Origin of the sequence: Bacterioplanes sanyensis (genome assembly GCF_014652515.1) — a bacterium.
Lineage (GTDB): Bacteria > Pseudomonadota > Gammaproteobacteria > Pseudomonadales > Oceanobacteraceae > Bacterioplanes > Bacterioplanes sanyensis.
This window is the reverse complement of record NZ_BMYY01000001.1, coordinates 34,141-50,906: the sequence shown is the minus strand read 5'-3', so window position 1 is coordinate 50,906 and position 16,766 is coordinate 34,141. Positions and strand designations below refer to the sequence as shown.

The window sequence follows — 16,766 nt, the reverse complement described above, 5'->3', positions numbered from 1 at the left end:
TATCGGCCACCCCTGCCCACCTCTTGAACATAAGAGTGGAGGAAAACTAAAAAAGCGAGGATTGACCTCGCTTTTTTAGTTTAGCCGCTGTGCAGGTAGGTAGCTTAGTAGCTAATGGCACCTTGCTTGAACTCATCACTGAGATCCGTTGGCCAGCACACCTGATGTTGCTCGATGGTGCGCAGCAACTCGTCGCTGCTGCAGTTCATTAACTGCACATGCTGAAGCGTGCGATAAGCTGCCTGAATCGCTGCAGGCTCCAACGCCATAATTTCACTCGCCGAAAAAACGCCCGCCTGCTGTAGGGCTTGGCCAGCACTCTGAGTATCAGCGGCATTGACCAGATGCTCTACCAAGGGTTGGATCAAGTTGAGAGATTGGCTCATCACAGACTCCTTAATTTGTGTCGTTATAGACACAATGGCTTGTGATCGACGCATTTACCACAGCTTCAGGAAAAGACAGCTGTGACTATCCTTCAACAGCCTCCGCTGCATCACCTTGCTTGGCAGCACTTTCGCTGCGTTGGCGGCTAATGCGGTATTCCACCGGCGTTTGCTGCGTCCAGCGCTTAAAAGCACGATAAAAAGTACTAGGCTCAGAAAAGCCCGTCAGATAAACAATTTCATCAATGCTTTCGTCGGTATCAGCGAGCAACCGTTTGGCCAAGTTACAGCGGTAATCCGCCAGCAATTGGTTAAAGTTGGTGCCGGCCTCGGACAACCGGGTACGCAGTGTGCGAGCCTTCATGTTTAAACGCCCGGACACCGACTCCAACGTCACCGGGCCGCTCTCCAGCATTTCGCCAAAGGCCTTGTAAACCTGGGTCACCACGTCCTGGCGCTCAAGCCGGGCAACATGCTCACTGGCTAGGCGCTCGTGCAGCTGCAGCAGTTCAGGCTCGGCCAGTGATGAGGGTAAGTCCAGCAACTGACGATCAAAAAAGAGACGGTTCTCGTCGGCCGCAAAGCTCACCTCACAGCCAAACAAGCGTTGATGCTCAGCAATGTCAGCCGGCTGCTCGTGACTGAACTCGATGTGCGCCGGAGCAAATGCATCATCGGTGACAAAGCTAAAGAAACGTACCAAGCCCAAGGCCAAGCATTCGTTTAAATGGCGCAAGCCAGAAACACGGCCACTGCTGCTGTCGACCTGTATGTAAGCCAGCTCACCGGCTTCGCCGATGGTCGACTGCGAGGCATCGCTGAGCAGGCGCTGATAGTTCAGGGCACGGGTCAGGCCATCGCCAAAAGTAGCGCTGGAAAGAAACAGATATTGCAACACCTGGCCACTGTAGACCGGCATGTGCTCGCCCAAGTGCAGTCCGATATCAGCGTCTTGCGTCTCTTGTTCCATCACTTGCCAAAACAGCAGCTGCGCTTCATGCGGCGTGCGTACATGACGGTCTTGCAGCAACTCAGGCGTCACACCCAGTCGCTTCATCATGCGCTGCTGATCCAATCCCATGCGCTGCATGGCCTGAAAAGCCAGCTGGATCATAATGCCTGAGTCGCGCAGTTCCGCCATTCCGCCTGACATAAGTGCCTGAATTTCCTACCTGAAAGGGCCTTGATTGTGCCAGATAAGCGCACCAGAGCAAGCTTCGATTGGCTAACCTGACGGTTCAAACGCTATTGCGTAGCCAATGGTCCTCAGCGCTGCTTACCTAAACTAACTCGCATCTCTTTTGCACGGAATGTCGATCTATGTCACTGGCTAGCCCAATGCAGTACCAACACCCTCCCAAACTCTGGTCACAGTATTTGCGCGCCCTGCTGGCACGTGGCCATGGTACGAAACAGCCGCTACTGCCGCAGCTGGAAGCAGCGCTGATTCGCCAGCGCCCAGACGCTGACAAAGTGGCTGCCTACGCCAAGGTGTGCGGTTTTCGCCAGTCAGAGCTGCTGCCCTTCACTTACCCACACATACTGGCTTTCCCTTTGCATTTAGAGCTCATGCTGCATCGTGACTTTCCGCTGGCCCCCATGGGCCTGGTGCATATTCGCAACCAGATCACCCAATACCGACCCATTCACCCGTCAGAGCGCCTTGACCTAAGGTGTTTCATAGGCGCCAGTCAACGCACTGACAAAGGCTTAGAGTTCGACGTTATGACCGAAGTACGCAGTCGCGGAGAGCTGCTGTGGGAGAGTGTCAGCACCAACTTGAGCCGCCAGCAAAAAACCAGCCATGCCAAACCGCGCCAGCAGGCCCCAGATCTGCCCCAGCACGAGCATCAACAACATTGGCAGCTTCCAGCAGACCTCGGACGTAGCTATGCCAGAGTCTCGGGTGACTCGAACCCGATTCACTTGCATCCGCTTAGCGCCCGCCTGTTTGGTTTTCGCCGGCCCATCGCCCACGGCATGTGGACCAAAGCTCGCACAGCCGCCGCCCTCAGCCATCTTATTGATGGCCGCAGTGGACACCTCACCGTGCAGTTCAAACAACCCATATTTTTGCCATCTGACGTGACCCTGCATTGCAGCTTAGAGAGCGGGGCCGCGACTTTAGAAATACGCCAGCGAGATGAGCAGCGCGTACACATGAGCGGCCAATGGCAGCCGCTTTAGGGGCTCATTGACGGGTTGTAGCGCCATATCTAAATCGTCGAAGCGGATATGGCGGTGTCTGGTAAGGCAAAAAAATGAACGTCAGATCGCGGAAATGCCTTGCCAGCAACAGCCTCGCGTGTCGCACCTATGGCTGCAAGCCGCTGCACGCCAAAGTCCACCATCAGTAAGAACCAACGTCGATTTCGCCCCACAGTGCGATTTTTATCACCCAAAGACACGAGTAACCCCGTGGTGTCCTTGCCGCTTGAGTGATCACAACAGCCGCGGCAGGTGACGAGCGAGGAACGGCGCTGCTATCATCGCTGAGCTGCTGTTAATGCGGCCAACAATAACAACAAATCTCACTGACAGGATGCGCTATGTTACGTTTATCCGCTTGCCTCGTGCTGTTGAGCACTCTGGCATTGACCCCCAATGGCCATGCCGAAGGCGGGTTTATCAGCTTGCAGTCCGGCATTACCGACTCCCAGGACATGGATCAGTTTGGTACGCCAATAAAGATTCACTTTGGCCCCAACATTACCGATCAGTTAGCGCTGGAGTTTGGCCTGCTGGACATGGGCAAGGCGAGCTACGATGACCCTAGCATTGACTTCAGTGAAGCCGACCGCGACAACGCACCGAACTTCAGCAATGCCACCCATGGGGAAGTCAGTCGCCAAGGTGCCAATGATGATGAACCTGCCTCCAGCACCTACACCGGCATTCGCAACATTCGCCCACAAGGCTTTCTCGTCATGTTGCGCTATCGCTTTGCGCTGCTGGACGATCTCGACTTTTTCGTCAAAACCGGCGCCAACATCTGGTCAGGTGATTATGAGCAGGTCGAGATCACGGCGCAGGTCAATGAGGATGGCAGCCAAACAGTGACCAAGCGCACCGGACGAAGCGGCAATGCCTCTGCCGTCGATCAAATCACAGGCGGTGGTTTTTTATGGCGCATCGGCAGTGGCTTATCGGCTCGAGCAGAGTTGGAAACCACCGCCTTGGATAGCAAGGACTTTGAACGGGTTCGCTTTCAGCTGGTCACACTGGGCGTACACTACGAGTTCTGATCCCCGTTCCACTGAGAAGTTGGCTTTGCCTGCCGAATGGCTTAATACGCCCGCCCGTGCGGTGCCACCGGCGTTAAATGTCATACCTAAGTGTGAATCGGGTCACGGGGATTGAAAATTTTCGTCGACCGGTTACAACAAGACGCATTATGTGACAGATTTTGTCACCTTCGATAACTATAATGGTTATTATTAGCCAATACGGTGGCAAAACACGCCACCATCGGTCGCCCAACCACAGTGAACACAGTTCGACGCCTATGAACACGGAACCAGGTTACATATCAACGGCCTTGATTCGGCCGCTACTGGACGTCGCCGGCCCAGCTTTTTTTGATGCTGAGCACGACGAAGACGCTGCGATCCAGCGCGTCCTCAAACATTTGCGCGATCCGGATGGCCGCGTCAGCATTCATGATGCCGACCAGTTGATTAATCGCATCATTCGCCAGACCGGCGACGAAGCCTTGTGCGTTCAGCCCGCCCATAAGTTCAGCGCTCACGGCAGCTGCCAGTTACAGCACTTATTTTTGTGCTGCAACACCCTGCGTGAAGCCCTGTACTACATGGAAAAGTTCGCGGCACTGTTAAGCGACCAGTTGGAAATTCAGGTGACGCGTACCCGCGACAACATCATCAAGGTCAAGCTGCCGGTACCTGATAACTTTATTCTGGCGGCCGAGCGCCACCGCAGTGAAATCATCATCAGTACGCTGCTGAACTGGCTGCGCCAACTGTGCGGCCAAGACCTCGCCATTGAGGCCATCGCCCTGCCGTTTCCTGCGACCCAGTACAGTCAGCATTATGAACGCCAGTGGCGCAGTCAAATTGAGTTCAACAGCGATGAGTGCTCCATTCAGTTCCACAGTCGTTGGCTAGACGAAGGCCTGCACAATACCAACCCGCACATCCTTAACATGATGAAGCGGGAAGTCGAGGAACAATATCGCAAGCTTGCGCGTTCAGGCTCCTTAGCAGAGCGCATTCGCAAAGCGCTGGCACAAAACAAAGTGCGTTTAAATGCCAACCAGCAGGAGGTAGCGGACTACTTCCACATCAGCGCTCGCACCCTCAATCGCCATCTGCATAAAGAACACACGTCGCTTAAGCAGATCGTAACGCAAGTGCGCATTGAAACGGCCAAACGCATGCTGGTAGATAGCAATGACAGCATTGAGCAGATCGCCCTGCACATTGGCCTTTCTGGCCGTCGCACCCTAGACCGCATTTTCATCAAGGAAATGAACCAGAGTCCGGCGCAGTATCGCCAAAATCATCGCCATATGCCGACCACCGAAGCACCGCACTTGGTGGTGAACAGCTAACGATAACTGCCAAGCCCACGTCCCAAAGTGTGGGCTTGGTGGTTAAATTAAGCCTTTCAGCCTCGCTGACTGTAACGCCGTCACCGTCATGGCGTCGGTGATCTTCCCTTCGAAAACCCACTCCAATGCCTCACTGGCCGGTAAGCGCTGCAACTGCAGCTGCTCGGTTTCTTCAGGCTGGGCCTGGCCTAGTTGCAGCTCTGTTGCCACATACAAAAACCCCTCTTCATCCGTTACCGAGTTGCTTAAGTGCAAGCGTTGCAGCAACTGCCATTGCTGCGCCTCTAGCCCGGTTTCTTCTTTAAGTTCGCGCTGTGCGCAAGCCAACGGCGTTTCGCTGAGTGGCGCGCCGCCCATGGGCAGTTCCCAATGGTATTGGTCAACCGCAAAACGGTATTGACCTACCAACCAGGTATATCCCTGTTCATCGATCGGCAAAATGCCTACCGCTCGGGTTTTAAAGCGCACCACGCCATAAATACCTGGGTTGCCAGCCGGGTTGATCACCTCGTTGTGCTCTAATGCCAGCCAAGGGTTTTCATACACCTGCTTACAGTGAGTAACTTTCCATGGATTTTTTTCGCTCATGAGACCTCCTCATTTATTGTCCGGGCTGTGCTGGCGAATAAAGGCCATTGCCCTGCGCTCCATCCAATACACCTGATCCTTACCACGCTCAACAAACCCCACGTGACCACCATGGGCCGGTAGTTCAAGATGAAGCCATGGCGAAGACTGAGCAATGGCCCGCGGATAGCAAGATGGCGCCAAAAAAGGGTCGTCTAGCGCGTTCACCAAAAGTGCGGGGTGCTGGATGTGGCTCAAGTAAGGCAAACAGCTACTGCGCGCCCAGTAATCGAGGGCGCTGCTGAAGCCGTGCAACGGCGCCGTATAGCGATCATCAAACTGACGGAAGTTGCGAATTTGGTGAAAGTCATCCACCTGCACCTGACCAGGAAAGCGCTGCGCCTTTTCCGTCATTTTGCCACGCAGGTCGCGCAGAAAACGCCACATAAAGATGCGATTACGACGCTTGGCCAGTTGCTCAGCACTGGCTTTGAGATCGCAGGGCACTGAAAAAGCCACCGCCGAGCGCACGGCAGTGGCCACCGAATCACGTCCTAAATACAGCAGTGATAAGTTGCCCCCCATGGAAAAGCCGACCAAGTGCACGTGTTGGTAGCCCTGATTCTGCGCATGGTGAATCACAGCGGCCAAATCTTCCGTCGCACCACTGTGATAACTGCGAGCCAGACGATTAGGTCGCCCACTGCAGCCGCGAAAATTCCAACTCAGGGCGTCGTACCCCTGACGATTGGCCTCACGCACAACACCGGCCACATAAGGCCGACGCGAGTGCCCTTCTAAACCGTGGGAAACAATCACCAGCTGCTTGCCGTAGCCACAGCTCCAATCGAGATCGAGAAAATCACCGTCACTCAACTCCAGCGTCTCGTGCTGTAAATGGCTGGTGGCTAAACGGCGAAACAGGGTCGGATAAATGCTCTGCATGTATCCATTAGCAAAGCCCAGCGGGGGGCGATAAGTCGACGATATCAACGGCATTCAGACTCTCCACAATGGCGAGCATGATAACGCCGAGAGAGCCAGGAGCCAGTGGCGGATTCGCCAACTTAGGCGCTGACAGCCTTCCAGAGACGAGGCAAATTAGGCGTTGGAAGCGAAATGACTATCAAGATATTGGCGAATGGCATCTGGGCTATACAGCCAGCGCTCGCGCTTGCCATCGGCAATGCGTAAACAGGGGACTCGAGGCTGACCACCACCGCGGACCAGCTCATTGCGGAAGGAGTTCACTCGATCGACGTCTTTTTCAACCACCCGCAGACCGAGTTTTTCACAGTGACGCTTCACGTAAATAGAAGAGGGGCAAGAGCGGCAAAAGTACAACTGCATGCGCCGCGATTCACGATTCAATCGGCATTGCTCGCGGTCATCTCGCACCACAGGCCGAACGGGCACAACGCGGTCCATCAGATTCAGTGCGATTCCTTTCAGCTGCTGGGTCAAATTCATAGTGATTGCCATAATTTTGCCGTGCGCCATCAACATTGCAAACGTGTGAACGGAGCGGCATTTTAGGCAAGCAAAATAAAATATCCAGCTTTTTTGCGAAAAAATTCACATTGTCTCGACCAAAGGCGCAGACCAGTGTTGATGGGGGCTACAGCGCAATATGCGGCACCGAAATTGCTACTGCACGAGCCATACCTAAGAACAAATCATTAAGAGTTATAAGCGATATTTTTTATTACTTTATGAACTAAAGCGACGGCGATTTACACCGTCGCCAGTAGCCCCCGCTCACTGAGCACCAAGAGCGCCAACATCAGCAAGATGACGAACGTCAGCACCCAACGAGTAAACCGACACACTCGACAACCGGCGCGGCGTTTCATCAGTCGAGCCAACGGTTGCGATCAAACGAAGGAATGTCGCTCCAGCTTTCCCAATGCATCCACACCGCTGTGGCTTTGCCAACAATGTTGCGCTCGGGTACGAAGCCCCAGCTGCGGCTGTCAGCGCTGTTGCCACGGTTGTCGCCCATCATAAAATAATGTCCCTCCGGCACGCGCCACTTGCCTTCAGGCCCAGCCCACATGATCTCTTTATTACTGAGCGTGTCGCGCGCGCGCACCCATTGGATGTCCGCTTCGTGCTCACCCAGTTGCTCGGTTACACGAAACCGTACTGGGTTGTAGACGGGCACACCGCCTTCTTCTTTGGTGACGACCGGCTCTCCATTGATCAGCAGCTGGCGGTTGCGATATTCAATGGTATCGCCCGGCAACCCCACTACCCGTTTAATAAAGTAGCGCGGGTCTTCCGGCGGGAAAAATACCATCACATCGCCTCGCTCAGGCATGCCAATGGGCACCAACTCATTGCCAAACACCGGCATGCGCAAGCCATAGTGAAACTTGCTGACCAGAATAAAATCACCCTTGATCAAGCCAGGCTCCATCGACCCTGAAGGAATCTGAAACGGCTCTGCCACAAACGAGCGCAGCACAAACACCAACGCCAGCACGGGAAAAAACGACTTCGACTGTTCAATAATGAAGGGCTCTTTAGGCGGCTCATCTAAACTCATCGCATTGTTGGAACGACGTTTGGCCAGCCACAGTTTATCTACCAAGGCAATCAAGCCAGTCACCGCTGTGGCAACCATCAGTACCAGAGGAAAATCGATATCCATAATCTCGTCGTTCTCACCGTCATCTGTTAGCGTGGACCGCATTCTAACCGCCTCCAGCCGCGCTGGCGAACTTGCCACGTCAATGCGGCCGGATTTGGCCAACCTATTGTGAAAACGCCCAAAGCGAAGACGCCTACACTGACTGCACTATGACACGTATCCGCACCCCTGCCGGGATCGAGCTGGCTTATGAGCGCTTTGGCGCCCCTCATCACCCCACCGTGATTCTTATCATGGGCTTGGGTGCGCACATGCGTATCTGGCCGGATGCGTTGTGCCAGGCATTGGCACAACAGGGTTTTCAGGTGCTGCGTTTTGATAACCGCGACGTTGGTCACTCATCCAGCTTGGCCGCCCACGGCACGCCCAGCTTGTTGCGCACTTGGCTGCACACCAAGCTAAAACGCAAGCCCGAGATTCCCTACACGCTGAAAGATATGGCACGCGACGTCATCGCCTTGATGGACGCTCTGGAAATCGACAGCGCTCATGTTGTGGGCGCATCCATGGGCGGCATGATTGCCCAGATTCTGGCCGCCAAAAAACGCAAACGCATTCGCAGCCTGACGTCGATCATGTCCGCCAGCAGCAGCCCGCGCCTGCCCGGCCCAAAATTAAAGGTGCTATTGCAACTGGCGCGCCGACCTCCGCCCAACGATCGCGAGGCGGCGATTCGCTATACCATGCGCATGAATCGTTTGATCGGCAGCCCTGGCTACCCGCTGGATGAACAGCAACTGCGGCAATTGGCGGAAACCAGCCTGGAGCGTGCCAACGATCCCTCTGGCTTTAAGCGCCAATTAGTTGCGGTGACCAGTGCCGGCGACCGGCGGCGCCTGTTGGCGAAAATCAAAGCACCAACCTTGGTCATACACGGCCGAGACGATCCGTTGATTCCCTTGCGCATGGGCCTTGAGACGGCGGCCGCCATTCGCAAAGCCAAACTAAAAGTCATCGATGGCATGGGCCACGATTTACCGCCACGGCTATTACCTAAGCTCACCCGCCTGCTCAGCAAGCACCTCATCAAGGCTGAAAAAAAGTGGCAGCAAAAACAACGCGCCAAAGCCATCAAGCCCACAGCAGCCCTGCCCTGCGATCAAAAACGACTGGGCGGCTGATAGCCAGAAAACTGCCGGGCAATGTCGGCGGCATAGTTATCTGTCATGCCAGCAATAAAATCGATGGCGCGCATGTACGCTTGATACAGACTCCAATCCGCTTGCGGTGCTGAGCGCCCCATCAACTCCAATACGCGATGATTGCGAAAGGTCGCCTGACCTTCCAAAACCCGCTCACGAACGGCACTTAAAAATGCTTCCAATAACGTACCCAAGGTGGAGTAGGAGCCGATTTCAACCGCCAACTTGCGGCCATCACGAAAAATGCGCTCACGCGCCAGTTGCTTGGCACCGCTGACTACTTGCTGCACCGCCGGCGGACAATAATCAATGATGTCGCCCTGCAGTTGCCCCTGCAAAATGGCCGTTTCTTGCTGCACAAAGGCTTGGCTAACCGCCATTACCAGCGCCTCCATTGCCTGACCACGCAGCATCTGCAAGCGTCGGCGATCGTTATCCGCGCGCTGCAGCTCAGCCAACAGAGCTGACCAATGCTCCGCCAATACGGGCTGCAGCAACTGCTCGACTTCGTCATAGCGCAGCAAGCCCATCTCGATGCCATCTTCCAAATCAATCAGGCCGTAGCAAATGTCATCGGCGGCTTCGAGCAAATACACCAACGGATGACGCGCCCAGCGCCCTGGCGACAGCTCCAACATGCCTAAGGCATCGGCGATTTCACGCAGCAAGGGCAGCTCAGCCTGATAGCAACCAAACTTGCGCGCTTTGCCTGCTTGCACCTGATCAACGCCCCATGGGTATTTCAAAAACGCCCCCAAGGTGCCATAGGTCAGGCGCATGCCACCATCAAAGCGATGCGCTTCCACCTGAGTGACCAGGCGAAAGCCTTGTGCATTGCCCTCAAAGGTTTGCAGGTCTGCCTGCTCCAACGCGCTCAGTGAGTGTAAAAAATGTTGGTTTTCAGGCGCTCTAAACCAGTGGCGAATGGCATCCTCGCCGGTGTGGCCAAAAGGCGGGTTGCCGATATCATGGGCCAAGCAAGCCGCCTGCACCATGGCACCGACATCTCCCGGCTCTAGCCCCGCCGGTAAGCTCGACACCAGCGCCTGGGCTACCCGCGTTCCCAGTGAGCGGCCGACGCAGCCGACTTCCAAGCTATGAGTCAGACGGGTGTGCACATGATCGTTTTCCGACAGCGGGTGCACCTGGGTTTTGCGGTCAAGGCGCCGAAACGCTGAAGAAAAAACGATGCGATCATAGTCTTTATGAAACGGTGATCGACCCAGCTCCAAATCCAAACGCCCCTGCGGCTCACCAAAGCGCTGTGGCGACAGCAATTGCTGCCAGCTCATCGCCTCCATGATTGACTCCTTGCTGACTGATAAAGTGCGATCAATCAAAACGTAAGCGGCCCATCCGTGCAACGCTGAATCTCACTTCCTTGGTCTCTCGCTCTCTGTCACATACCACACTTATCGTTTAACTTGTGCCAACTATTCTGTTAATTCATCCTCGTAACCTATACAGGAGCCGTCATGAGCGACTCAGCTTTATTTACTCCACTGCAGCTCGGGCCATTGAGCCTGCCCAATCGCATTGTTATGGCGCCCATGACACGTAGCTTTTCACCCGGCAATGTCGCCAACGAGCAGAACGCAGCCTACTACGCTCGCCGCGCCGAAAACGGCGTTGGCCTAATCATTACCGAGGGCACCTGTGTAGGCCATGCCGGCGCCAATGGTTATCCTCGCGTGCCCTTTATTTATGGCACCGAAGCCTTGCAGGGGTGGCGCAACGTCGTCGACGCCGTGCATGCCCAAGGCGGCAAAATCGCGCCACAACTTTGGCACGTCGGCGCCGTTCGCAAAGCCGGCACTGAGCCAGACCCAGAAGTGCCAGGCTATAGCCCCTCAGGCCTGCTAGCGCCTGGCAAGGAGCATGGCGTAGCGATGAGCAAGCAAGACATTCGCGATGTCATTGAGGCCTTTGCCCAAGCCGCTGCGGATGCCAAAGAGATCGGCTTTGATGCAATCGAAGTGCACGGTGCTCATGGCTACCTTGTCGATCAGTTTTTCTGGGCCGGCACCAATGAGCGCGATGACGAATATGGCGGTGATTTGGTGCAACGCACCCGCTTTGCGTGCGAAATCGTCAGCGCCATTCGCGACCGTGTTGGTGAAGACTTCCCGATTATTTTCCGCTTCTCTCAATGGAAACTACAGGACTACAACGCCCGCCTAGCGCACACGCCAGAGGAACTAGGCGCTTTTCTAAAACCACTGGTCAATGCCGGCGTGGATGTTTTCCATTGCTCAACACGCCGTTTCTGGGAACCTGAATTTGAAGGCTCAGATATGAACCTAGCGGGTTGGACCAAGGAGCTGACGGGCAAACCCGTCATCACGGTAGGCTCAGTGGGCCTGAGCGCCAGTTTTATCGATGAAGACAAACGCGACATGATCGACAGCTCAGATGTGGCTACCGCTTCTATCGTCGAGTTGCAAAAGCGTTTAGCGAACGGCGAGTTCGACCTAGTGGCCGTTGGCCGCGCCTTGCTGCAAGACCCGCAGTGGGTCAATAAGGTAAGAGAAGATCGCCTCGATGAGCTGCAAGACTACAGCAAAGACGCCCTGACCGAGCTGGTATAAGGCCGAGCGGCCCTAGCGGGCCGCGTACTCTCAAGACATGCCGTTGGCGAAGTCGGTGAGGCCCGCCGTCAGCTGCTCACGCAAAGGCGCCAATGCCGTAGCATAGGTCGTCAGTTGATCAATGGCGTAGCGTGCCCGCTTATCTAAGTAGGCATCGCTTTCCCGTTCTTCTTGGCCCTGCCATAAGTCGTTGGCATCGCGCAAAATCAGATGCTCTGGCAAGTACAACAAACGCGAGTTTTTGTAGCCACTGCCACGCAGCTCGGCAATCACAAAGGCTCCGCCCGCCGATGCAGACACCGCCGTTAGCAACACCGGCTTATGCGCCAATTCCTTTGAGCCCAGCCACAGCAACAAATTCTTCAATGCCGCCGGCACCATGCCATGCCACTCCGGCACCACAAACACAAAACCATCGGCGGCTTGCGCTTTGCTGCGCGCGTCTTCAACTGCGGTATTTTCTGCGGTATCGCCATCCCAAAACGGCAGTGGATCACGCTGTAAATCAATCAGGCTGGCCTGCCCGCCTAGATAGTGTTGGTTAAGCACATCGCTAATACGACGGCTATTGGAACCGGCACGCTGACTGGCGCTGATAATACAAATCTGGCTCATGTTAAAACTCCAAAAAAACAAAAGGGGCCAAGAGGCCCCTAAAGTATCAGAGTCAGACGCTGGTACCCAGCATGACGACTTAGCTGGCCTGTCGGCGCGGTTTGTTGCGGTTAAACTTCTTCTGACCGTCAAACTTGCGCGGACCTTTACCGCCCTCTTTGCCGCCTTCACGGCGTGGTGAGCGACCTTCAGGCACTTGTGCCGGGTTATAAGGCTTCAACGACAGCGACTTGCCACACACACGCGCACGCTTCAGCGTTTGCAGCGTTTCAGGCGGCATACCGGCGGGCAAATCAATCACTGAGAATTGCCCCAGGATTTCAATATGACCGATGTATTTGCTGTCCAGCTCGGCTTCGTTAGCAACGGCGCCCACCAGATTGCCCGGACGCAGGCCATCGTCGTAACCCACCGCGACCTGATAGCGCACCATATCGACGTCTTTCATGCCTTTTAGCGGTTTTGGCTGCGCTTCTGGCAGCGCTTTGCGATTGCGTTCACCGCGCTCGCCGCGTTCACCACGCTCAGGGCGATCGCGCTCTGGACGCTCACGACGCTCTTGCTGGCGGGCATCGGCTTTTTCATCCAAGAACAACGGCTTATTGCCCTGCACCAACGCGGCCGCGGCGGTGGCCAAGTCCAATGCATCCAGTGGGTGCTCGCGCAGCAGCTCTTCGATCATTTCGCGAAATACCGTATTTTGCTCGGGCTTCACGGCGTCCATCAAACGGCCCATAAAGCGCTGACGGCGCTTGGCGTTGACGTCTTTCGCCGTTGGCAACGGCATTTCTTCAATGGTTTGACGGGTGGCTTTTTCAATGTCACGCAACAAACGCTTTTCACGACCACGAATAAAGGCAATGGCTTCACCGTCGCGGCCAGCACGACCGGTACGACCAATACGGTGAACGTAGGACTCGGTATCCGATGGAATGTCGTAGTTAATCACGTGGCTGATGCGCTCCACATCCAAACCACGCGCGGCCACATCGGTGGCGACCAGAATGTCTAACTGACCGCGCTTGAGTTTTTCAACCGCCTTTTCACGCAGCTGCTGCGGAATATCGCCGTTCAGTGGCGCACAGCGAAAGCCTTGTGACTGCATGTATTCCGCCACTTCTTCCGTCGCTTGCTTGGTGCGCACGAACACCATCATGGCGTCGAAGTCTTCCACTTCGCAAATGCGCAATAAGGCATCGTTTTTGTGTACGCCGCCAACAAACCAGTAGCGCTGGCGAATGTTGGCATTGGTGGTGGTCTTGGTTTTGATTTTGACCTGAACCGGATCGTTCAGGTGCGTTTCTGCGACCTGTTGAATTTCACGCGGCATGGTGGCTGAGAACAAGGCTACCTGACGCTGGCGCGGGGTGTGCTCAAGAATCCAGTTCACATCATCGATAAAGCCCATGCGCAGCATTTCGTCAGCTTCATCCAATACCACGGCTTTGATGTCCGCTAGGTTCAAGGTGCCGCGACGCAAGTGGTCCATCACTCGGCCCGGTGTGCCGACCACCCATTGAGGGCCGCGCTTCAATTCGCGCAACTGGCCGCCAAATTCAGCGCCACCGTAGACTGCAGCAACGCCAACGCCAGACATATATTGGCTGTAGCTTTTCACTGCTTGCGCCACTTGCTGCGCCAGCTCACGCGTGGGTGCCAGCACCAGCACTTGCGGTGATGGTTGATCCGGTTGCGTACGAGCTAACAAAGGCAGCGTAAAGGCTGCTGTTTTACCGGTACCGGTTTGTGCCATACCCAAAACATCGCGACCTTCCAACAAAGGTGGAATGCTGTCTGCTTGAATGGGGGAAGGCGCTTCATAACCCAGAGTTTCCAGGGCACGAAGAATAGAAAAAGGTAAGCCCAGGCTTGCGAAGCCTGTGGTATTTGCGTCGGTCATGAAAGATCCTGCTGTGTTGTACGGAGGTGGGGCGTGGCCGTTCTCACACTCTGCGCTACACGGCGGGCCCGACTCGAGGGTTTGCAAAGGCGCGGAAGTGTAACGAAAAACGCCAAACAATGCCCGCTTTATTTTGCTTACTGTGTCAAAGTCAGGTTGTGAAGGTGACGGAGCGTTGATCTTTACGCGTCGACACAAACACCCACTTACCTGCTAGTCTGTCAACAGCGCCCAACGATCAATGACTATGAACATAAAATCGCGCATCTTGCTATCGGCCGTAGCTTTGCAATTGATTGGCTTTGCTGTGCTGATTTATCGCAATAATGCTCACATTACAGATACGGTAGTTGCAGATAGCCACCGTCAGTTTCAGCAGTCGTTGACCATGGCCGTTCAGCACTTCGACGACAGCTCCGATCGTATGCAGCGCATGGCTGCCGGTTTGGCGCGTTCCGGCGAGTTACTGCACCAGCAACGACAACTACTGAGCCGCAGTGCATTGGAAAATCAGTCGCGTCAGTTGCTGCTGCGCACCTTTGATGATTTTGACCAAGCTATTGGTGGCGGCATTTGGTTTGAGCCGTTTGCCCTAAAGCCGGACCTGCGCTACTTCGGCCCTTATGTTTACCACTCGCCCGACAATGGCCTGCAGTTCAGCTGGGAGCTGAGCAACGCAGACTACGACTATCACAATCAGGCTTGGTATCAGCAAGCATTGCCACCCGGTTGGGATCGCCGCATCAACCGCTCATCGGCCTTTTATTGGACCGCGCCTTATATCGACCAAGCTGGCAGCGAATCGCTGATGATGACGGTCGATGCTTTGATGTACGACAGTAACCAGACGTTAATCGGTATGTCGACGGTGGATTGGTCGCTGCAGCGTGCCCGTAATTATGTCAAACAGCTGGCACCGACGGCCAACAGCCGCAGTTTCATGTTTCATGCCGACAGCCGTCTCTCGGTGCTCGATAACGGCCAAGCCGAGTTTGCCACCCTCGACACACCCGAGCAGTGGCAGCAGCCGTTGTTAAAAATGAGCCCAGGCCAAGTTCAGCACCTCGATGTCAATACAGACACCCCCAGCTACATTTATGCTGCCATGACACAAACTGGGTTTGTGGTCGGCTTCAGTGTGCCGCGCCGCGATCTTTTAGCGGCTGCAGAGAACTACTCAGCACCGACACTGCCGATGAGTGCTTTGATTGCCGCCCTGTTTGCCGGTGCCATGCTTTTGATCCTACGACTATTGTTTGGCCCCTTCGACACCATCTTGGCACTGCTGCGCTCGACCATCGCCTCCAACAAAGACAGCACCGCCATTGAAGTACGGCCGATTAGCTATCGTGGTCGCAATGAGTTTGCTCCCATCGTGTCGACCTTCAACACCCTGGTCGAACAAGTGCAGTCGTATAACGAGGAGCTCAACGCCACCAACACAGCGCTGCTGGAGCAACAGCAGCAGGTACAGGAGCTGAATAGCAACCTCGAACAAAAAGTGGCCCAACGCACACGAGAGCTGGAACAAAAAAGTAACGAAGCGTTGGAGTCACTGCATCAGCTGAAACTTACTCAAAATCAGCTGGTGCATATGGAAAAGCACGCCGCACTGGGCGATATGGTGGCCGGCCTTGCCCATGAAATTAACACGCCACTGGGCATTGGCGTTACCGCTGTCAGCGCCTTGGAAGACTATCTAGAAGAGCTGAAAAGCCAATACCAACAAGAGCAGTTAAGTAAAACTGGGCTCAAAGATTTCATTAACTTTGCCGAAGAAAGCATCGACATCACCAGCGAAAACCTGCGCCGTGCCGCCGATATGGTCAGCCGCTTTAAGCAGGTCGCGGTCGATCAGGCCAGCGAGCAGCGGCGCGACTTTGAAGTGGGTGACTACTTGCAGTCCATCGCCAGCTCGCTACGTCCAAACTACAAATACCGACCGATAAAGGTTGAGTTTGATGTGCCCGATAAGATCATCGTCGCAAGCTACCCTGGCGCGCTAGCGCAAGTCATCACCAACCTGATGATGAACTCGCTCACCCATGCCTTCGATCCAGAGCAAAGCGGTCACATACGCATTCACGCCAGCCGCCAAGACGACACCTTAATGATTCGCTATTGCGATGATGGCAAAGGCATGGAGGCCGAGGTGCTGCAACGCCTATACGAGCCGTTTTTCACCACCCGCAAAGGCAAAGGTGGCAGCGGCTTGGGCGCTCACATCATTCATAACTTGGTGACCGGCCAATTGCATGGCCGCATTGAAGTCGAATCGACGGTCGGTCAAGGCACCTGCTTTCATATCTATTTACCGTGCAGCCCACCAGGGCCTGGGTTATAGC

Annotated in this window: 15 protein-coding genes; 6 read left to right on the top strand and 9 right to left on the bottom strand. The window is 55.0% G+C overall.

What is annotated here, in order from left to right; genetic code table 11:
* Window positions 1–104: 104 nt before the first annotated feature.
* Together IE090_RS00250 and IE090_RS00245 are read right to left on the bottom strand one after the other, a co-directional pair.
* Complete coding sequence (locus tag IE090_RS00250) at window positions 105–386, bottom strand: hypothetical protein (protein WP_189386342.1); 282 nt, start codon at window positions 384–386, stop codon at window positions 105–107.
* Between the two features lie 85 nt (window positions 387–471).
* Complete coding sequence (locus IE090_RS00245) at window positions 472–1,539, bottom strand: AraC family transcriptional regulator (protein WP_268247102.1); 1,068 nt, start codon at window positions 1,537–1,539, stop codon at window positions 472–474.
* Window positions 1,540–1,706: 167 nt separating this feature from the next.
* Here IE090_RS00245 and IE090_RS00240 point away from each other — a divergent pair, with 167 nt between their 5' ends.
* The 3 genes from IE090_RS00240 to IE090_RS00230 all read left to right on the top strand — a co-directional run bounded on the left by IE090_RS00240 (window position 1,707) and on the right by IE090_RS00230 (window position 4,956).
* Entirely contained in the window at window positions 1,707–2,573 is an 867-nt protein-coding gene (locus IE090_RS00240) for a MaoC family dehydratase (protein ID WP_189386341.1), read from the top strand.
* A 362-nt stretch (window positions 2,574–2,935) separates the two neighbouring features.
* Window positions 2,936–3,631 (top strand): hypothetical protein, encoded by a 696-nt coding sequence (locus IE090_RS00235; protein WP_189386340.1) that lies wholly within the window; start codon window positions 2,936–2,938, stop codon window positions 3,629–3,631.
* A gap of 260 nt (window positions 3,632–3,891) precedes the next feature.
* A complete protein-coding gene (locus IE090_RS00230; protein ID WP_189386339.1) occupies window positions 3,892–4,956 on the top strand; it encodes an AraC family transcriptional regulator in 1,065 nt (354 codons plus the stop codon).
* Window positions 4,957–4,998: 42 nt separating this feature from the next.
* Here the strand turns inward: IE090_RS00230 and IE090_RS00225 are convergent, their stop codons facing one another.
* The 4 genes from IE090_RS00225 to lepB form a co-directional block, all read right to left on the bottom strand.
* Complete coding sequence (locus tag IE090_RS00225; RefSeq protein WP_189386338.1) at window positions 4,999–5,544, bottom strand: NUDIX domain-containing protein; 546 nt, start codon at window positions 5,542–5,544, stop codon at window positions 4,999–5,001.
* A gap of 9 nt (window positions 5,545–5,553) precedes the next feature.
* Window positions 5,554–6,522 (bottom strand): YheT family hydrolase, encoded by a 969-nt coding sequence (locus tag IE090_RS00220; protein ID WP_189386337.1) that lies wholly within the window; start codon window positions 6,520–6,522, stop codon window positions 5,554–5,556.
* 102 nt (window positions 6,523–6,624) lie between these two features.
* Entirely contained in the window at window positions 6,625–7,005 is a 381-nt protein-coding gene (locus IE090_RS00215) for a glutaredoxin family protein (protein WP_189386336.1), read from the bottom strand.
* A 370-nt stretch (window positions 7,006–7,375) separates the two neighbouring features.
* Window positions 7,376–8,176, bottom strand: a complete 801-nt coding sequence (lepB, locus tag IE090_RS00210; RefSeq protein WP_189386848.1) for a signal peptidase I — start codon at window positions 8,174–8,176, stop codon at window positions 7,376–7,378.
* A 149-nt stretch (window positions 8,177–8,325) separates the two neighbouring features.
* Between lepB and IE090_RS00205 the strand changes: the two genes are divergently transcribed.
* Window positions 8,326–9,297, top strand: coding sequence for an alpha/beta fold hydrolase (locus tag IE090_RS00205; RefSeq protein ID WP_189386335.1), 972 nt, complete (start codon window positions 8,326–8,328; stop codon window positions 9,295–9,297).
* On the opposite strand, the gene IE090_RS00200 is transcribed toward IE090_RS00205, so the two are convergent.
* Window positions 9,276–10,619, bottom strand: coding sequence for a deoxyguanosinetriphosphate triphosphohydrolase (locus tag IE090_RS00200; RefSeq protein WP_229815272.1), 1,344 nt, complete (start codon window positions 10,617–10,619; stop codon window positions 9,276–9,278). The genes IE090_RS00205 and IE090_RS00200 overlap by 22 nt on opposite strands.
* Before the next feature lie 174 nt (window positions 10,620–10,793).
* Between IE090_RS00200 and IE090_RS00195 the strand changes: the two genes are divergently transcribed.
* A complete protein-coding gene (locus IE090_RS00195) occupies window positions 10,794–11,906 on the top strand; it encodes an NADH:flavin oxidoreductase (RefSeq protein ID WP_189386334.1) in 1,113 nt (370 codons plus the stop codon).
* A gap of 30 nt (window positions 11,907–11,936) precedes the next feature.
* Here IE090_RS00195 and IE090_RS00190 read toward each other — a convergent pair whose 3' ends face one another.
* Together IE090_RS00190 and IE090_RS00185 are read right to left on the bottom strand one after the other, a co-directional pair.
* Window positions 11,937–12,521 (bottom strand): NADPH-dependent FMN reductase, encoded by a 585-nt coding sequence (locus IE090_RS00190; protein WP_189386333.1) that lies wholly within the window; start codon window positions 12,519–12,521, stop codon window positions 11,937–11,939.
* A 79-nt stretch (window positions 12,522–12,600) separates the two neighbouring features.
* Complete coding sequence (locus IE090_RS00185) at window positions 12,601–14,421, bottom strand: DEAD/DEAH box helicase (RefSeq protein WP_189386332.1); 1,821 nt, start codon at window positions 14,419–14,421, stop codon at window positions 12,601–12,603.
* Between the two features lie 247 nt (window positions 14,422–14,668).
* Here IE090_RS00185 and IE090_RS00180 point away from each other — a divergent pair, with 247 nt between their 5' ends.
* Entirely contained in the window at window positions 14,669–16,765 is a 2,097-nt protein-coding gene (locus tag IE090_RS00180; protein ID WP_189386331.1) for an ATP-binding protein, read from the top strand.
* The last annotated feature ends 1 nt before the right edge of the window (window position 16,766 follow it).

Bases quoted from the DNA above. Each gene is read 5' to 3' on its own strand.
- IE090_RS00185 (WP_189386332.1), bottom strand. From the start codon at position 14,421: ATGACCGACGCAAATACCACAGGCTTCGCAAGCCTGGGCTTACCTTTT.
- IE090_RS00235 (WP_189386340.1), top strand. From the start codon at position 2,936: ATGTTACGTTTATCCGCTTGCCTCGTGCTGTTGAGCACTCTGGCATTG.
- IE090_RS00190 (WP_189386333.1), bottom strand. From the start codon at position 12,521: ATGAGCCAGATTTGTATTATCAGCGCCAGTCAGCGTGCCGGTTCCAAT.
- IE090_RS00225 (WP_189386338.1), bottom strand. From the start codon at position 5,544: ATGAGCGAAAAAAATCCATGGAAAGTTACTCACTGTAAGCAGGTGTAT.
- IE090_RS00250 (WP_189386342.1), bottom strand. From the start codon at position 386: ATGAGCCAATCTCTCAACTTGATCCAACCCTTGGTAGAGCATCTGGTC.
- lepB (WP_189386848.1), bottom strand. From the start codon at position 8,176: ATGGATATCGATTTTCCTCTGGTACTGATGGTTGCCACAGCGGTGACT.
- IE090_RS00220 (WP_189386337.1), bottom strand. From the start codon at position 6,522: ATGCCGTTGATATCGTCGACTTATCGCCCCCCGCTGGGCTTTGCTAAT.
- IE090_RS00230 (WP_189386339.1), top strand. From the start codon at position 3,892: ATGAACACGGAACCAGGTTACATATCAACGGCCTTGATTCGGCCGCTA.
- IE090_RS00180 (WP_189386331.1), top strand. From the start codon at position 14,669: ATGAACATAAAATCGCGCATCTTGCTATCGGCCGTAGCTTTGCAATTG.
- IE090_RS00195 (WP_189386334.1), top strand. From the start codon at position 10,794: ATGAGCGACTCAGCTTTATTTACTCCACTGCAGCTCGGGCCATTGAGC.
- IE090_RS00240 (WP_189386341.1), top strand. From the start codon at position 1,707: ATGTCACTGGCTAGCCCAATGCAGTACCAACACCCTCCCAAACTCTGG.
- IE090_RS00215 (WP_189386336.1), bottom strand. From the start codon at position 7,005: ATGGCAATCACTATGAATTTGACCCAGCAGCTGAAAGGAATCGCACTG.
- IE090_RS00245 (WP_268247102.1), bottom strand. From the start codon at position 1,539: ATGTCAGGCGGAATGGCGGAACTGCGCGACTCAGGCATTATGATCCAG.
- IE090_RS00200 (WP_229815272.1), bottom strand. From the start codon at position 10,619: ATGGAGGCGATGAGCTGGCAGCAATTGCTGTCGCCACAGCGCTTTGGT.
- IE090_RS00205 (WP_189386335.1), top strand. From the start codon at position 8,326: ATGACACGTATCCGCACCCCTGCCGGGATCGAGCTGGCTTATGAGCGC.